15 protein-coding genes are annotated in these 15,820 nt (G+C 53.4%); 6 read left to right on the top strand and 9 right to left on the bottom strand.

Going from position 1 to position 15,820, the window contains the following annotated elements; genetic code table 11:
* Positions 1 to 142: 142 nt before the first annotated feature.
* A complete protein-coding gene (gene rpoH / locus ACR0D8_RS04200) occupies positions 143 to 1,039 on the top strand; it encodes an RNA polymerase sigma factor RpoH (protein WP_475159799.1) in 897 nt (298 codons plus the stop codon).
* A gap of 53 nt (positions 1,040 to 1,092) precedes the next feature.
* Here rpoH and ACR0D8_RS04205 read toward each other — a convergent pair whose 3' ends face one another.
* Positions 1,093 to 2,175, bottom strand: a complete 1,083-nt coding sequence (locus tag ACR0D8_RS04205) for a fasciclin domain-containing protein (protein ID WP_480644800.1) — start codon at positions 2,173 to 2,175, stop codon at positions 1,093 to 1,095.
* A gap of 394 nt (positions 2,176 to 2,569) precedes the next feature.
* Between ACR0D8_RS04205 and ACR0D8_RS04210 the strand changes: the two genes are divergently transcribed.
* Positions 2,570 to 3,544 (top strand): Gfo/Idh/MocA family protein, encoded by a 975-nt coding sequence (locus ACR0D8_RS04210; protein ID WP_480644802.1) that lies wholly within the window; start codon positions 2,570 to 2,572, stop codon positions 3,542 to 3,544.
* Between the two features lie 59 nt (positions 3,545 to 3,603).
* Entirely contained in the window at positions 3,604 to 3,873 is a 270-nt protein-coding gene (locus ACR0D8_RS04215; protein ID WP_480644803.1) for a DksA/TraR family C4-type zinc finger protein, read from the top strand.
* A gap of 156 nt (positions 3,874 to 4,029) precedes the next feature.
* On the opposite strand, the gene ACR0D8_RS04220 is transcribed toward ACR0D8_RS04215, so the two are convergent.
* Positions 4,030 to 4,923, bottom strand: a complete 894-nt coding sequence (locus ACR0D8_RS04220; RefSeq protein WP_480644804.1) for a sulfotransferase domain-containing protein — start codon at positions 4,921 to 4,923, stop codon at positions 4,030 to 4,032.
* Between the two features lie 80 nt (positions 4,924 to 5,003).
* On the opposite strand from ACR0D8_RS04220, the gene ACR0D8_RS04225 reads away from it, so the two are divergent.
* The gene (locus ACR0D8_RS04225) at positions 5,004 to 5,936 is read left to right on the top strand and encodes a LysR family transcriptional regulator (protein WP_480644806.1); all 933 of its coding nucleotides are present in this window, start codon (positions 5,004 to 5,006) and stop codon (positions 5,934 to 5,936) included.
* A 307-nt stretch (positions 5,937 to 6,243) separates the two neighbouring features.
* On the opposite strand, the gene ACR0D8_RS04230 is transcribed toward ACR0D8_RS04225, so the two are convergent.
* The 4 genes from ACR0D8_RS04230 to ACR0D8_RS04245 all read right to left on the bottom strand — a co-directional run bounded on the left by ACR0D8_RS04230 (position 6,244) and on the right by ACR0D8_RS04245 (position 9,902).
* The gene (locus ACR0D8_RS04230; RefSeq protein WP_480644807.1) at positions 6,244 to 7,551 is read right to left on the bottom strand and encodes a carbohydrate porin; all 1,308 of its coding nucleotides are present in this window, start codon (positions 7,549 to 7,551) and stop codon (positions 6,244 to 6,246) included.
* Positions 7,548 to 8,270: a hypothetical protein gene (locus tag ACR0D8_RS04235; protein ID WP_480644808.1), complete on the bottom strand. Its 723-nt coding sequence runs from the start codon at positions 8,268 to 8,270 to the stop codon at positions 7,548 to 7,550. The genes ACR0D8_RS04230 and ACR0D8_RS04235 overlap by 4 nt, the downstream gene beginning before the upstream one ends.
* Before the next feature lie 244 nt (positions 8,271 to 8,514).
* Positions 8,515 to 9,234 carry a hypothetical protein gene (locus tag ACR0D8_RS04240; protein ID WP_480644809.1) on the bottom strand — a complete coding sequence of 240 codons (720 nt, stop codon included), beginning with the start codon at positions 9,232 to 9,234 and terminating at the stop codon, positions 8,515 to 8,517.
* A gap of 101 nt (positions 9,235 to 9,335) precedes the next feature.
* Positions 9,336 to 9,902 (bottom strand): hypothetical protein, encoded by a 567-nt coding sequence (locus tag ACR0D8_RS04245; RefSeq protein ID WP_480644810.1) that lies wholly within the window; start codon positions 9,900 to 9,902, stop codon positions 9,336 to 9,338.
* 233 nt (positions 9,903 to 10,135) lie between these two features.
* Between ACR0D8_RS04245 and ACR0D8_RS04250 the strand changes: the two genes are divergently transcribed.
* Positions 10,136 to 11,140 carry a helix-turn-helix transcriptional regulator gene (locus ACR0D8_RS04250; protein ID WP_480644811.1) on the top strand — a complete coding sequence of 335 codons (1,005 nt, stop codon included), beginning with the start codon at positions 10,136 to 10,138 and terminating at the stop codon, positions 11,138 to 11,140.
* Positions 11,141 to 11,431: 291 nt separating this feature from the next.
* Here ACR0D8_RS04250 and ACR0D8_RS04255 read toward each other — a convergent pair whose 3' ends face one another.
* The 3 genes from ACR0D8_RS04255 to ACR0D8_RS04265 form a co-directional block, all read right to left on the bottom strand.
* Entirely contained in the window at positions 11,432 to 12,190 is a 759-nt protein-coding gene (locus tag ACR0D8_RS04255; protein ID WP_480644812.1) for a bestrophin-like domain, read from the bottom strand.
* A 314-nt stretch (positions 12,191 to 12,504) separates the two neighbouring features.
* Positions 12,505 to 13,962: a DUF1214 domain-containing protein gene (locus ACR0D8_RS04260; protein WP_480644813.1), complete on the bottom strand. Its 1,458-nt coding sequence runs from the start codon at positions 13,960 to 13,962 to the stop codon at positions 12,505 to 12,507.
* A 254-nt stretch (positions 13,963 to 14,216) separates the two neighbouring features.
* Positions 14,217 to 14,639: a helix-turn-helix domain-containing protein gene (locus ACR0D8_RS04265; RefSeq protein ID WP_480644814.1), complete on the bottom strand. Its 423-nt coding sequence runs from the start codon at positions 14,637 to 14,639 to the stop codon at positions 14,217 to 14,219.
* A gap of 108 nt (positions 14,640 to 14,747) precedes the next feature.
* Between ACR0D8_RS04265 and ACR0D8_RS04270 the strand changes: the two genes are divergently transcribed.
* Entirely contained in the window at positions 14,748 to 15,749 is a 1,002-nt protein-coding gene (locus tag ACR0D8_RS04270) for a helix-turn-helix domain-containing protein (protein ID WP_480644816.1), read from the top strand.
* Positions 15,750 to 15,820 lie beyond the last annotated feature (71 nt).

Here is a 15,820-nt window from a genome sequence, read left to right on the forward strand (position 1 = left end):
CAAAGTTACGTGAATAACGCATTCTTAGGTTTCCTTTATCCAACGTTAATTCCAAACTGTTAACGGTACCTCTTGAATGGATTGGGGCGGAGTCCCATATCCCATGTTAACGAAGTAAACATTTGTCGGAGGGACATGAATCATGGCAAATTACGCAAATCTCCCCGCGCCGACGCCGGAAGGCGGTCTGAACCGCTATATGCAGGAGATTCGCAAGTTTCCCCTGCTTGAGCCGGAAGAAGAATACATGCTCGCCAAGCGCTGGGTGGAAGAGCAAGATACTGAAGCCGCGCATAAAATGGTCACGTCGCATCTGCGACTGGCGGCCAAGATCGCCATGGGCTATCGCGGCTATGGGCTGCCGCAGGCCGAAGTGATTTCCGAGGCCAACGTGGGCCTGATGCAGGCGGTCAAACGGTTCGACCCGGAAAAAGGGTTCCGCCTGGCGACCTATGCGATGTGGTGGATCCGCGCCTCGATTCAGGAATACATCCTGCGGTCGTGGTCGCTGGTGAAACTGGGTACGACCTCGGCGCAGAAAAAGCTGTTTTTCAACCTGCGCAAAGCCAAGGCCCGGATTGGTGCGCTGGAAGAAGGCGACCTGCGGCCCGAAAATGTCACGCAGATTGCAAATGACCTTGGTGTGACCGAGGAGGAAGTGATCAGCATGAACCGCCGAATGTCTGGTGGCGACGCCTCGCTGAACGCGACGGTCGGGTCCGAAGGCGAAGGAACTATGCAGTGGCAGGACTGGCTTGAGGATGAAGATGCCGATCAGGCCGGCGACTACGAAGCGCGTGACGAACTGGACGCGCGACGGGAATTGCTGGCGGCAGCTCTGGACGTGCTGAACGACCGGGAAAAAGACATCCTGACCCAGCGCCGCCTGATGGATCAGCCCGTCACGCTTGAGGAACTGAGCACGCAGTATAATGTCAGCCGCGAACGCATTCGCCAGATCGAAGTTCGCGCCTTTGAGAAGCTGCAGAAGAAAATGCGCGAACTCGCCCGTGAAAAGGGGATGCTGGGCACTGTCTGAGGCGACCCGACCCTAAGAACAAAGCCCGCCGGAAACCGGCGGGCTTTTTTTGATCAGGCAAAGACGAAATCGCTTTCCGACAACCTGCCGGCGTTCACGCCGAACAATTCGATGCTGTCGCCGTTATCCAGCTCGATCGTTGTGCGGAAGAAGCGGCCCGAGATCTGACCGGAGATGTCTTCGAAACTCTCGATGCCGGAATAGCCGCTCAGGTCGATTTTGTCCTTACCGACCTTAAAGCCAAAAATGGTGTCTTCACCATCACCGTCTTCGAAGACGAACGTGTCCGGCCCGCGTCCGCCGAACAGGTAATCGTCGCCTGCGCCACCGTCGATCAGATCGGCACCGTGACCACCGAATATCTTGTCGTTGCCTTCGTCTCCGCGCAGGATGTCCTTGCCACGGCCGCCGAATATCTTGTCATTTCCCTCGCCGCCAAGCGCGACATCATGGCCCCGCCCGACATTGATCACGTCATTTCCGCCGCCGCCATGCACAAAGTCATCGCCTCGGCCGGTAAAGTGGAATTCACCGGAATCGTCGCCCAGAATGAAGTCCGTGTTTTTCTTGCCCAATATCCCGGTGACGGAAACAGGCAGCAAAACACCGTCCAGAACGTGAATGATCCCATTTGTTGCCGGCACGTCAAAGGCAACAAGACCGGGATCAGCAATTCCGGAATCCGCGTCGCCCAGGCTGGGGGGATCGCTGAGCAGGTTCAGGTTCAAGGACGCGCCCGGAAGCAGTGTTTCGATTGATGCGCCATTTCCCAGCCCGACAACCGCGTCCTTCGTGAACTGACCATCAACCACATGGTATTGCAGAATGTTGGTCAGCAGCGGTATCGGATCGCCACCGCCCAGAAGGGTCAGTGCCTTCACGATATGGCTCAGTGATCCGGCCTCATCCGACCCATCATAGCCCAGAGCCTGCGCCAGTGCGATGAAGGCTGAATCTTTTGGGGCAAACACGGTTAAGTCGACCTCATCGCTGGCCAGCGTGCTCGCCAGACCGGCGGCAAGCACGGCCTCTCGGAGGATGTCGAAATCATCGGAATTCTCGTCAAATGTACCCGGTGCGCCGCTTAGGCCAACCACGGTATCGGTAATCGACTGAGGGTCTGTCATTTCTGGCATATCGGTTCATCTCCCACCCTGTTGGACGCCTTGAATGGGGTGCGCGCTGACAGGACAGTCCGCTTCCCCCGGCGATACAGCTATTACGGCGCGGGGTGAAAACCGGATCACCAAATTCCGGGTTCGACGGGCAAGAGGCGGTCATGTCCAAATGCGATGAGCTAGGAAATATGTTTTGGTTACAGCGATGTAGCGCGTCGCTGTGCCAGCTTCGTTGTTGCTGGATAATCAATTGGCCAACTCTCTGGTCCAGCTATTCTCCCCTGAATTTCGATGCGTGCTGGCAGAGAAATGCCTGACTTTGCGATGGCGGGTTGCTAGAGAGAACCTGAGGCTGAAGCAATTGCAGGCCCGCGCCGAAATCGGCACATGTCCATGCATGTCGGAGGGAAATATGCACAAACCGGTTCAATGGGGCGTTCTGGGCGCTGCCAAGTTCGCGCGTCAATACATGGCTCCTGCGATTCATGCCGCCGATGGCGCGCGTCTGGCAGGTCTGGCCACGTCGAGCGCGGCCAAGGCCGAACCGTTTCAGGCGTTTTGCCCTGATCTGAACGTCTATGACAGCTATGAGGCTATGCTGGCGGACCCGGCGATCGAGGCTGTTTATATCCCGCTGCCCAACCACCTGCATGTGGAATGGAGCCTGAAAGCGCTTGAAGCGGGTAAGCATGTCTTGTGCGAAAAGCCGATCACCATGCGGGCGTCCGAATTTGATGCCCTGATCGCCAAGCGCGATCAGACCGGTCTGCTGGCGGCCGAGGCTTATATGATCGTGCATCACCCGCAATGGCAATTCGTGCGGAAGTTGATTGCGGACGGGGCGATCGGAAGGCTGGTGCATGTGACCGGCGCGTTCAGCTTTGACAACCGCGCCGACACCGACAACATTCGCAACCGCGCGGAAACCGGCGGTGGCGGGCTACGTGATATCGGCGTCTACGTCATCGGCGGCGCGCGGTTTGCCACCGGGCAAGAGCCGGTCACGGTTCAATCCGCGATCCGTTGGCAGGATGGCATCGATACCTTCACCGAGATTCGTGCCCAATTTCCGGATTTTACCTACTCCAGCTATGTCTCAATCCGCATGCACCCGCATCAGGAAATGGTGTTTCACGGCGAAGGCGGTGTCATCCGTCTGACTACGCCGTTCAACGCACGCGTCTTTGGTGAGGCGCGTGTGGAACTGCACCGGCCCGGGCTTGAAATGCAGGTGACCCGCTTTCCCGGCGATGATCATTACAAGTTGCAGGTCGAGGCGTTCTGCCGTTCGGTCCGCGATGGCGACGAATACCTGTGCCCGCTGGAGTTCTCGCGCGGCACGCAGGAGATGATCGATCAGGTCTTTGACGGCGCGGTTTCGCTCTGACTTGCCACGTCGCGCGCACCTCGTCTAATCTGTCCGTCACCTGATCAGGAGAAAGACCCATGGCAGGCGGCTGGGCGCGCGATGGCGCGGTAAGTGAACAGATCGAAGCGTCCATCACGGACGAATTGGCGCGCATGCAGGCGCAAAAACGCCCCGTCGGCGAAAGCCTGACCCGTTGCGCGGAGTGCGAAGAGCCGATTCCAGAAAAACGGCGGGTCGCCTTGCCGGGAGTCAAGCTGTGTCTGGACTGTCAGCAGGATAGAGACGGGGCGTTCAAGGCGCGCGGTGGGATCAATCGGCGAGGGTCGAAGGACAGTCAGTTGAGGTGAGTTTGGTGATGTCCGCTCTGAGCCCATTGTTACCAGCTTTCTGTGATGCGGCGAAGGTCTGCTTCAGCTGATGCAATCGCGTTACAGAGCAATGTTTTAGAATTATGTTTGCCGTGGTGGTATCGCCGGTCGGGTGTTCCCACCTGCGACAGAACCCTAACGTGTGCCTGTTTCAATCCAGTTGGCACATGTATCGCCCAGTTGCTCGCGGGCTATCTGCTCGTACCGCTGACTTAATTCTTGAGGTAAATCACTTTTCCAACGACCATTGGCCCCTTTGTGGATGAAAGTCTTCGCACCGCCTTCCCAGAACGCGCCCCCAAGTGGAACCGATTGTTCTGCATTGGATTTCATGTAGTCGAACGAACAGTGTTTCAACACATCCACCATCATTTCGTCATCTATTTCGACGTCGATAAATTCAGAGATCTCACGAATTTGACCTTCCATGTCGGCTTTAAGATTCGCGAAATGCACCAACTTGACGTTCGGCAGGTCACGCACCGCCCACCACGATCTTACGTTTTCCCAAAACGACCAAAATGGTGCGCCGTCGTTCTCCAACCAATTCTCGAAATATGTTGGAGGTTCACCGATGGGTGGCGCCAGTGGCGGCCCGACGCGTCCGGGTGTATTGTTCAGAGCATCGTACCAGGCTGCGTTACCATTGACGTGATGATTGTAGAGTGACCAGACGATATCCCGGCCGTCGCGACCAATGTAAATATATTTGGCCTTTTCCGAAAACACGAGCGCATCCACTGGCAGGTGGGTTTTCAGGAATCTGCGGTGAGTTTGTGCTTCGATCATCGGGAGTTTCACTTCCGGCGGCGGTACTCGCAGATCAACCCACGGGCTCATCTCGGCGACGGGCAGGTCCTCTTTGCCACGAAATACCAACTGGCTAATGATCTGCTGCATCCAAGTGGTTCCGGATTTTGCGTAAGTCGCAATGATGATGTCGTCATCGCGAAAGCTGAAATTGTCCCAGATTGTGCTGTCGATGTGATGGTTTTGAATATCTCTGGTTTTCTCTGGCAGGGCGTTCATAGTTCCAGCTCTCCGTTCCCGTTGTATTCAAACTTAAGCTACCGGCTGGTCCGATCTGCAAAAATAGCGAATAGTAGGGCATGACACTGCAAAATTGCAGAATGATCACCGGGGGTACGTTCGTGTTCAACTGGAACGACATTCGCGTTTTTCTTGCCGTAGCTGAAGAAGGCTCGACTCTGGCGGCAGCCAGTGTCATCGGCATGAACCAAACCACAGTTGCGCGCCGGATCGAAGCTCTTGAACACGCTCTTAAAATTCAATTATTTGAACGAGACAACCGCGGCTACAAGCTCACCGCTCAAGGTATGGCTCTGCTGGACGACATGAAAGGTATGCGCCGCGCGGCGTCAAAAGTATCTGTCTCGGCTGAGCAACTCGCCAGAGACGAACATGGTGTTATCCGTTTTTCAGGAAACGCAGAGGCCATGCAGCGGTTCGGTGCCGGGCTTGTATCCGCCTTTCGAGAGAAAAATCCAGGTATCAGCTTCGAACTTCAGATCGACATAGCCTGGGATAAGGATCAGCCGCCACTTGAGACGGGAAAATCTGACGTAGCCCTCCGACCTCTCGACGAGATATCAGGGGACACACTTATTGCCAAAAAAATTGCCCAGTTCCCGCTCGGTGTATACTGCAATCTCGCGTATCAGAAGATTCACGGTGCACCCGGAAATTTGGCGGAGGCCAGCGGGCACAAGTTTCTGATTTACTCCGAAGACATCGCAAGTGTCATGAAGTCTGTCCGTTGGTTGAATGATCAGATTGATCCGTCGCAAGTTCTTTATCAGGTGAATGCTGTGTCCAGTATGGTGGCAGCACTTCAAGTTGGCGATGCATTGGGTTTGTTACCGTGTGTAACAGGCGATGCGACCCCCGACTTGGTCCAGTGCTTCAAACATGAAGAGCTTCACCATAAGCTTTGGCTGATAGCTTCCCGCGAGAGTTATAGCCGCCCTGCGGTTAAAAAGTTTATGGCGTTCGCCAGCGAGCACTTTAAAGCGTTGACATGAAACAACCATTCAGGCGTTGCCAACAATCGGTGTTCGGATAGGCGTTTCGTGGTTGAAATATGAGCACAAGTTGCTGACGCTAGTCGAAATAGCCTCTTCAACATTCCTGCACGCAAAACTGCCATTCGTTTCAGATGATTGCCCAGTCGCCTTGGTGCGCCTAGCTGCTGAAGCTCCCATGGGACCGGACCTTGGCCAATCCCGGACCATCCGTTCGAGTATTGCGCGGCTGACGGCAAGGGAGAGCCCTGTTTTACTGGACCCGCGCCTCCTACGAATGCCCGCAAAACAATACACAGCGGTCGAATTAGAACGTCACGCGCACACGGATCCCCGCGGTTAGAACATCATCGAAGGCGGTGGTGGCAGCGGGATTTTTGACCCACTGAATCGATGGAGTAATCACAAAATTCTGGACTAGGGTGAGGCGATAGAAGGCCTCGGTTGTGATTTGATCGCGCAATGCTGGATTAGACGGGTCGCCCCAGCTGACACCCAATCCGATGACGTCGCTGGCGACCCGATGCTCTGTGTCAATGGCGATGCCCAGCCCAGCGGTCACGTCTGTCTTCATCAGCGACGCATTGCCGTCCGAGTGACCGGCTATGAAGAACGGGAACCACTTGTCGTTATAAAGCCTGCTGGCCAGGAACGTGACACCTTTTCCAGCGGGAACGCCCTTGGCCTCCAACGCGTCCTGGTGCCAGAATTGTAAGCGAACCACATCCCAGCGACGTCTGTCCGGCGTGGTCGGCCAGTACCGGAATTCAATCGATTGATAAAACTCTTTTTCACCTATCGTATCGAAGGGATTTCCGGCTGTTGTTGCGTTTGCATCATGTATGCCCGCTACCACACCAAAGTGAGGTGTAAACTCGTAAGCTACACCGCCGCCAATTCCTCGACCGGGCGACGGCTTGGTTAAACTGCTTTGCAAGGCAAGATTCTGGAAGCCGCGCAAGCTCGAAGACAAAGCATGGCCGTTGTACCAGGACAAGGCGCTGATTTTGCCCAGCACGAACCGAAAGCGTCCCTCTGCCAAAGCCTGACGCCAGGCGAGTTCCGTGAACGCAAAACCAAAATCGCTGAACCCTCCAGACGGGGTGATGCCACCATATTGCCCGGCAAGGCTTGTTGGTGGAAGCGTCGTTCCAAGTGTAGTGCGTTCTTCTAAACGAAATGTCAGCTTGCCAACGTTTTTGGTGCCGCGTCCCACCAACGTCCAAGCCCCCTGGAGTTGCAACCGGGCGGCAGCGGCATTGTCTTCGCCCAGCGTCCTGTTCACCTCCTGACGCAAGGATTGATAGCTGAACCCAAGCTCCAGCCCGTACTTGTTATTGATCCGCTTCTTCCAATCGAACCAGGGCGAAAAGAACTTCTGGAATCTTGGGAAAGTGAGAAGGCCATCAACCCGGTGGTTGTCAATCCAAAGTTCCTCAGTGACACTGTCACCTGTCTCAAGGCTCGCGGGCTCTCCATACCCGGACAGCGTCTGGCTCTGGTCTGTCGAACTGGATTGAGCGCTTGCGCATAAACTGGTCAGAAAAAACAGAATTGCGCTGCTGGTTACCGGGCGAACCACTGGCGAAACGCATCTAAGTGCTTCCAATGTCATTGAGCTTCAGTTCCCGTGAGTGTGTAATACTGGTGCAGGTCATCTCCAACCATTTGCACGGGTGTATCGGTACTTCCTTGGATAGTCAGATCTTCCGAGGGGGTGTTGACCTTAAAGCTCCAGCCCTCGGCGGGCTTTAGTTGGTCCGCAAGGTTGGCAGGGTCACCATCTTTCACCTCTGCGCCATACGCGTTCAGAATGTATGTATTGCCTTCGGAATCGACCAGTTCATAAACAGGGCTGCCAGCCTTGAAGATCATCGTTTGCTGTTTTGCACTCGTATAGGGCTTGTAGGGGTCAGCCCCCTGACCAGACCCTACCGCCGAAAGCGGCAATGTTGCCGCATAGCGCGCGTCGATTCCGCTAAAGGTTTTTGTCTCTCCCATGCCAACCGTCTGGTCATCCATTGCCCAGAAATGCGGCCCGTTAAGCTGGGCTTTGCTGGCACCGTGCGCGTCTGCCAGTTCTTCGACATCTATCGCTTTCCAAAGCTCCTCCGGGCAACCAGCCGAGGCGCTGGTGTTGTAGATATCGACCCGGTCGTCAAATATCAGAAGAAACTCACAATAGCGCATGCCCCGAATGTCATTGAGATCGATGGGCTTCAGTTTTTCTTCCGCAGCTGCAAGTCCAACTGAAAATGATGCAAATGCGACCCCATAAATCGCTTGGTTTGCAGTTCGAAAAAACAGCCTGCCAAATGTGTTGAGGTTGCTCATTTTTCCCTCCCATTTTGAACGTTCGGATGAGCGAAAAAAAATCCGAACTGTTAACGAAGATAATCCCCTCTAATCTCATGATTCCAAATAGTTTTACCGTCATAGTTCTCGTAGTAGCTTGGCGCCTCGAAAACTTAGCGAAGCCAACCCGACAAGCCGCCACCGGTCGCCTTCCTCCGACGTCAACACCCTTGTCCCCTTTCCCCATGGGTCCGACCAGGTGGTAAAGTTGCATGATTTGGCGTCATTGGGCCTCGGTTCCGAAGCGCGTGTAATATTGGTGGAAGTCATCGCCAACCATCTGCACAGGCTCATCTGTACTGCCTTCGATGGTCAGGTCTTCGGTGGGCGTGCTCACCTTGAAACTCCAACCCTCCGCCGTGGAAAGTTGCTGAGACAGGTTTGCTGGATCACCATCCTTCACCTCTGCCCCATAAGCATTCAAAGCATAGGTGTTGCCGTCTGGATCGACCAGTTCATAGACCGGGTTGCCGGCCTTGAATATCATCGTTTGTTGTTTTGCTGCCGTATAGGGTTTGTAGGGATCGGACCCTGTGCCGGCCCCGATTGCCGAGAGCGGCAAGCTCGCCGCATATCGCGCTTCGATACCTGCAAAGGTCTTTGTTTCGCCCATGCCAAGTGTCTGTTCATCCATTGCCCAGAAATGCGGTCCGTTGAGCTGGGCTTTTTTGACACCGTGCACTTCGGCCAGTTTTGCGACATCTATCGCCTTCCAAAGATCTTCAGGGCACCCGGCGGAGTCGCTGGTGTTATAGACATCAATCCGGTCGTCATATATCAGAAGAAACTCGCAATAACGCATGCCGCGAATGTCATTGAGATCCACGGGTTCCACTTTCTCTTCCGCAGCAGCAAGCCCGACCGAAATTGAGGTAAAGGCGATCCCAAAGATCGTTCTGATTACAAACTGTAAACGCGGATGAAACGTTTTGATGTTGCCCATTTTTCCCTCCTATATTTAACAAAAGATTTGCGAAAGCGTGGATTCAATGGAGAAATGATAGCCTAACGCATTGATTTCTCCTAACTAACATCTCAAGCCGCTTAGTTGTCGTCAGACGCTTCGGATCTGGCGGCGACGCCGGCCCAGCCAGCCACTCCGGGTCCTCTGCGACCGACGCCGACGCCATGATAGCCTCTCCCGACGCCTCCACCGGGCCCGATAGTGTCAATGAAGAGTGCTGCCGGTCCTTTGCTTTCAGGCAACTCCCCATCGATCACGGCGTAGCGATAGATCAGGTCCGCGCCTTCGACGACGGGCTCGAACAACTCCAGAACCACAAGCGAATTCTCGTCTTGTCCGGCCTCAAACACAGACAATGCCGCATTGGGCGGCGTCTCGCTGAAGTTTCCGTCACCCTCTGTCCAGGCTTCCAGATATTTGTCCATCGAAATATGCCCCGCCTTGCGGTATGGACGGTCAGAAAAATAGACGGTCTGCGGATCGATATTGATCAGCCTGACGGTCTTTTTGTCCTTATCAACTTCGATACTGGAGGCAGTCTGAACAAACAAAAGCTGAATGCTTTCTTCTTCAGCAGTCGCAGGCGCAAAATTGACCAGAAATACTGTCGCAATGAGCGCAAATAGACGACCTAAAAAACGTTTCATTAGCAGTCCCTCCGTTTGAAACTCAATGCTCACGCGTGGGATTTGTCTTGGAAACCGGTCTAAACTGCCGATTTCCTCCAATCCCTATGATCGCACAGAATCGATGCCGTTCAACTACTTAATTTCGATATTAGCGGGTCCCCCGGCACAAACTTACCATTTCGCGCCATTGCATGATTTTGGTTTGAGATTGCCTTGCGCTAGTCTCGAAGCATCGCGTTCGGAGATCTAAAGTGCCCAGAATAATTCCAACAATCAGAGCGTCGGTCGCCGCGCCGATATTTCAGTGGCTGTCTCAGAATGACTTTTCATTTGATCAATTTGGTGACCCCGGAGCGTACACATTCCTGATTTCGGATGATCCTCTTCAGGCTGTTCCTCTGCACAGTTTTGCGAGTTTCTTGCGGGAGTTATGTCGACTCAAAGGGCCTGATTTACCAACACGGATCATACAGGAAACCGGAGATGTGTCCCTTGCAATGATGGCACCAGTCGCTTTTTCGGCAAGCTCGACGGGTGAAGCCATCAATCTCGTCGGTCAAGCGCTGCCATATTTCTCGTCTCACGAGCACCTGATGCTTGAGAGGAAGAAGTCCTGCGGGGTTATTCGCCAGTTCTGGGGCACAACTTTCGACGCTGAGACCCTTCACTATCTTCACCAGTTTGCCGCAGCATTGCTTGAGTTATATTTCATTAGGTATTCAACGGCAGATACCAGTATTCGCGAAATTGAAATCACGCCTCATCCATCGAAGGGACTGGCATTTCTCGAAGAGCGCTTTCAAAGCCCTCTACGCGAAGGTCGAAACATTTTGAGTCTGCGGGTTGCTAACGAAGCCCTGGACGCTCCTATCAGTATGCGGGTTGGGGCGGCTCAATCCCCACCGTCGTTACCTGACCTCGATTCATTGCGGGGATCTGGTGGTTTGACAGGATCCGTCCAAGTCGTATTGCGGGCGATGCTTGAGACAGGAAGACCAACGTTACCCAAAATTGCTCAGGTCATGGGGGTCAGTCCGAGAACCTTCCAGCGTCTGCTCAAACAGGAAGGTACAAGCTTTTCCCACATTCTCGCCGAAGTCAGGCGTGAGGCTGCCGCAGAATGGCTAGAGCTGGATGAAGGAACTCTCAGGGATTTGGCTATGTCTTTGGGGTATTCCCATCAGTCAGCTCTCACGCGGGCAATTCGACGTTGGGAAGGTCGATCCCCAAGAGAACTGGCCAAAGCAAAACGATGAGCAGAGGCGCCAACACATGGTGCGACCATCAAAACACGCGGTGAATGAAAATCTTGCTTTGAATAAAGTCCTACCCGCTCAAACATTAAAGCCAGAAGCAGTCCTTAGTGTCCGTTAAGCGAATGGCAGGATAGTATCGCTTAAGCATCCTTGGTTGACTACCAACCGAATGCCCATTTAGTGCGGCTGTTGCGGCTTCACAAAGTGTATTTCTCGGCGTTGAAACGATTGTAACGAAAGAGAAGTTTCTTGCCAAATTTAGCTATTTCTCATCCGTCCTCACGGTATCTACTATTGCCCTATGAGCACTCCCACGCGCGATAGCGCAACCGGCTCAAGTGCTCCGGGGGGCGCATAGGGATTTGCGAAGGAGTAAATCAAAAACAAGGTAATTCCGTTATAAATACCGAACAAAGCCACGAATACAATGTTCAGGCCCGATGGCGCGAACGCAAAAAAGCTGATGGAAATAATGACAAGGCCGGCTATCGCCGCGAACCAAAAAGGTGCCTGGTTTGAACGGTTTGCTATGTTCAGTCGCTTGCTGCGAATTTGGTCCAATTCACGCGTGTTAGCCACCAGGCTATCATGCAAGCGCTTTTGAACTGCGGTATCGGACGTCAGGTGGAGGGAACCTTGATACACCTGCAACCAGGCGATCCGTCCTGCATCAGTAGAACCATCTGCTGTTGCGAGTTCTGGCCATTCCTGGTTCACCACCACATCAATGTAATTCTTGGCTCCGGCCAAGATGTCCTCGCTCCCCTCCCCGGCATGCAGCTTTGCATCGGTGACAATTTGCAAAACAGTGTCTGCTTCAGAGCCCAGATCACTCTGCAAACTCCGATAGTCCAGGGCGAGTTGGGCAAAGACCAGACCCAAGATCAAAGCGTGTATAGCCGATACCCGGCTTAGAATTGAGCCAGAAAGCTCTTTCGTTACCGCATCTGGTTCGGGGCCAACCAACCAATGAGAAACATGGTAAACGAGCAGGATCGCAATGACAGTTCCTGCGATAAGGACAATTGCGGTCAAAAGCGTTTCATTCATCTGCAAACACTCATTCTGCCGGGCCACCAGGTGATGGCGAAAAACATCGGATCATACCAAACAAAACGCACGACACTGAAAAAACAGTCAAGTCACTTCCCTCAAAGGCGTGCAGGACAGGGCAAAGTGGAAGCAGAGCGCTAATTTCTTTGGAAAGCAGGCCATCAAGCTCTCCGTTTTTCCTAAGTTAAGGTTGAAGGCACCTTGTGAGCTCGCAGTGCTACATCGGCGTCATAAATGCACCGCGACTTGGGGTGTTCGCGCCCCGGTGCCACAGATTTTGCGCCGGGGCGTTCTTCAAACATCAGGCTCATTTACTTTACGATTTCAGCCTTCGGTGCTTTCCAGGTCTTCATCTTTTCCAGATCGGGCTGATAGATCCGCATGATGATGTCGATCCCCAGATTCTCACGGGTGATCGGAAGCCAATTCTCTTTTGGAACTCCGTCAGGTTGCTCGGCCGCGATGTGGATCTCAATCCCACCGTCCGCGTTCAGCTTCATACCGGCGTTTTGACCTACGCTGTATTTGTCTTCTTTGTTGGGGATGAAATAGCCATGCTTGGTGTCGTAAAGCGTGGCTGACCAAAATGCGATTGCCGGGGGCATCTCGTCCTTGGTCATCTTGATGACATAGTCATTCTCGGCATTCATCGGCTTGCCGTCCGTCGTGGTGATGCCTGGATACATCGCCTCGCTGGCTGGCTGGCCTAGTGGCCCGACAACGGATTGCAGGAACATTGTATCGATATCAATCTTCCCTTTCGGCTGGAACACTTTGTAGAGGTAAGGCGCGACCTCTTTCGGCGAATTCCAGATGGAATTCTCTGCGGCATACATTTTGGCCGCGGTTGCTGCCAGACGTTTGTAATCCACTGTTTTTGGCGCGTTCGGATCAAAGTCCTTGCCCGGCTCAACCCCAACCTGCTTGAGCGCGGCTAGCGCTTCTTTGTCCATTTCATACTTGTCAGGGTCGAACGTGGTGTAGTTGAACACCCACTGCATCACTTCCAGGAAATTCTCAGCATAGACATTCGCGTCTGTTGAGTATTTCGGCGTGTTCAGGGGGGTTACGGGTTTGGCAGGTTTGCCCTGGAACTCCGACAAGGTTTGCAGTTTGACTTCCTTGATCGCTGCCATGTTTGCTTTGAATTTAGCCGGGTCGTTTGCCTGCGGCATGACGCGAAGAAAGGCTATGCCAAAGTCGCCGGACATCTCGAATATCTGGTCGACGCCATCGACCTTTTCCCCGGAATATCCGTCGGTACGTTCAGAATAGTAGAGAATCCTAGTCGGTTTCTTGAAGTCACCTTTGGCCGTGGCAAGGGGAATGTTGACGTAATGATCTGTCGCCGAAACCTCCAGCGAGACGAATTTGGAATCGAAGGCCGGATACTCGATCACCACCGCGTCGTCGCGCATGTCCAGCATCGAAAGTACATAGAGCGTATCATTATTTGGGCGCGGAAGGGCGCGCACAGACGCATTGGCCAATCCCTTCGGATATGCCGTCTTGTTCCACCCGCCCGAGGCCAGCGGGTTTTTGGGATCAAGCACGAAGTTGTTGAGCGTATTGAACAGCGCAACATACTGTGTGGAGCGTTTCACCAGATTTTCCAGTTCCGCATCACTCAGTTGTTCCGCTTTCAATGGGAGTGCAACGGCGAGCCCGATGGCGGCGGCCGAAGCTATAGTCTTCATAATTTTGTTCATAATTTCCTCCGGGTTATTTTTGACTTCGAATTCAACTGTTTTTGGACGGCGCGGGCGCAAACCCTGGCATTTTTCAATTTAGCAATATGTCAATTTGACACTTGAATAACTCCAATTCTCACAGTTTTACAAGTAGTTAAGAAGTGGCGGTATTTACTGCCTTTCCTACTTCATCGCCGGACAGTGGGGCAGAGTGGCATTATGCGCGGGCGGCCAAATCAAACGATCAACTTCAACCTCAAAACGTTCTCGATTGTGTCGGGATGAGACCACATTCCATTTCAGAATTCTGACCATTTCGCGCCACACCGCATCTAAGATTTCCCCTTGTTAGCCCGGCATCGATAGATAACCGGGGTTACCCCGTTCCAACGTACAAATGCCCGCGTGAAGCTGCCGGGGTTTTTGTAGCCCAACCGTTTGGAAATTGACGCGATAGAAATCTTGGAATGGGCAAGCATGGTCAATGCAGCATGATTTACAGCCTGGTCGCGTATTCCCGAAAATGTGAATCCTGACGCGTTTAGGTATCTCTGTAACGAGCGGCGACTTATTCCCAATTCATCTGACACGCGTTGGACCGTTGCCCTGCCGTCTCGTGACTGAGCATCCACCACATCCATAAGAGCGACGATGTCGATCCCTCTTTCTGCATTTCGGCGCGGCATACACAGCTCCCCGATGGCTCGCATTCTCGGCTTAAATAGTAGGTGGCGCAGCTGCCGGTGTCTGACCATTACGCGCCGCCGTTTGCGGTGATTGCGGGCTGACGTGTTTTGTGCATAGTCTTCAAGGGCGTAGAACAGCCAAATGCCGGAAACCAGCCGGGGAGGAGGAAGTTCTGGATGAGACCATTACCTTTGGTTCGCGCCGCGCACCTTCTCACCTATACGTCTTCTTTGCGTGAAATCGGCGCTCCGGTTGATCGAGAGTTGGAACGCGCAAAACTCCCTACACTTATCGAAGACAATCCGGATGCGTATCTCAGCCTGCCGCAGGTGTTCGAGTTTGTCGGCCAGTGCAGTCGAGATCTGGATATTGTTGAGTTTGGTCACCACGCGTCACTGTCAGCAAGGATGTCCGGTCTTTCCCAAAAAATGCAATCGGCTTTGATTAACGCGCCCTCGGGTCTGGCGCTTGTTCAGGCGTTTGCAAGTGTAGCACCTATTGAAAATACGGCCATTTCCGTGGGCGTTCAGTCAGAGGGGTCTGCCTATCGAATTTATTTCGATTTAGTCGATTTTCGCGACCATTGCGCGTTGGCCGGACCGGAATGGGTCGCGGTGCATTCAATTATCGAAATCCTGCGCAGTGTCTGTGGCGCAGAATGGTGTCCCGATGAAATTACAATCATGTCGCAATCCGAAGGCCATATCTCGACTGAAGCAGCGTACCCGAACACCAGAGTTAAGTGTGGTCAACAGCACACCTCTGTCACAGTTCCAGTGTCTAGCTTGGCAATTCCTTGTATCTCGCCTACCGAGGATGGGTCTACTGAGGTAACTTTGTTTCCAGAAAGGGTCGACTTCGTCGGAAGCCTCCGGCGAGTTGTCGCTCCTTATCTTCAGGATGCTTACCCACCCCTGAATCTCATGGCCGAAATCACAGGGATGTCGCGCAGAACTCTTCAACGAACGCTGGCCCGACATGGCAAAACCTACTCCTCTGTTGTTCAGGAAGCACGGTTCCAGAACGCCTGTTTGCTGCTTGATGATCCTGTTGCCAAGATAATCGATGTCGCGTTTGCTGCGGGTTACGAGCACCCACAACATTTCACGCGTGCATTCAGGAAATACACAGGTCTGACACCAAGCCAATATCGACAAAGACTATCGACCGAGGGTTAAGGCCGTGCGAACTGAAGGTTCGGCTTTGTGTGCTCTTTGATTGTACTGAACAATACGACGTGCAGTTAGCT

The sequence above is a fragment of the Ruegeria sp. BG10 genome (genome assembly GCF_056538575.1).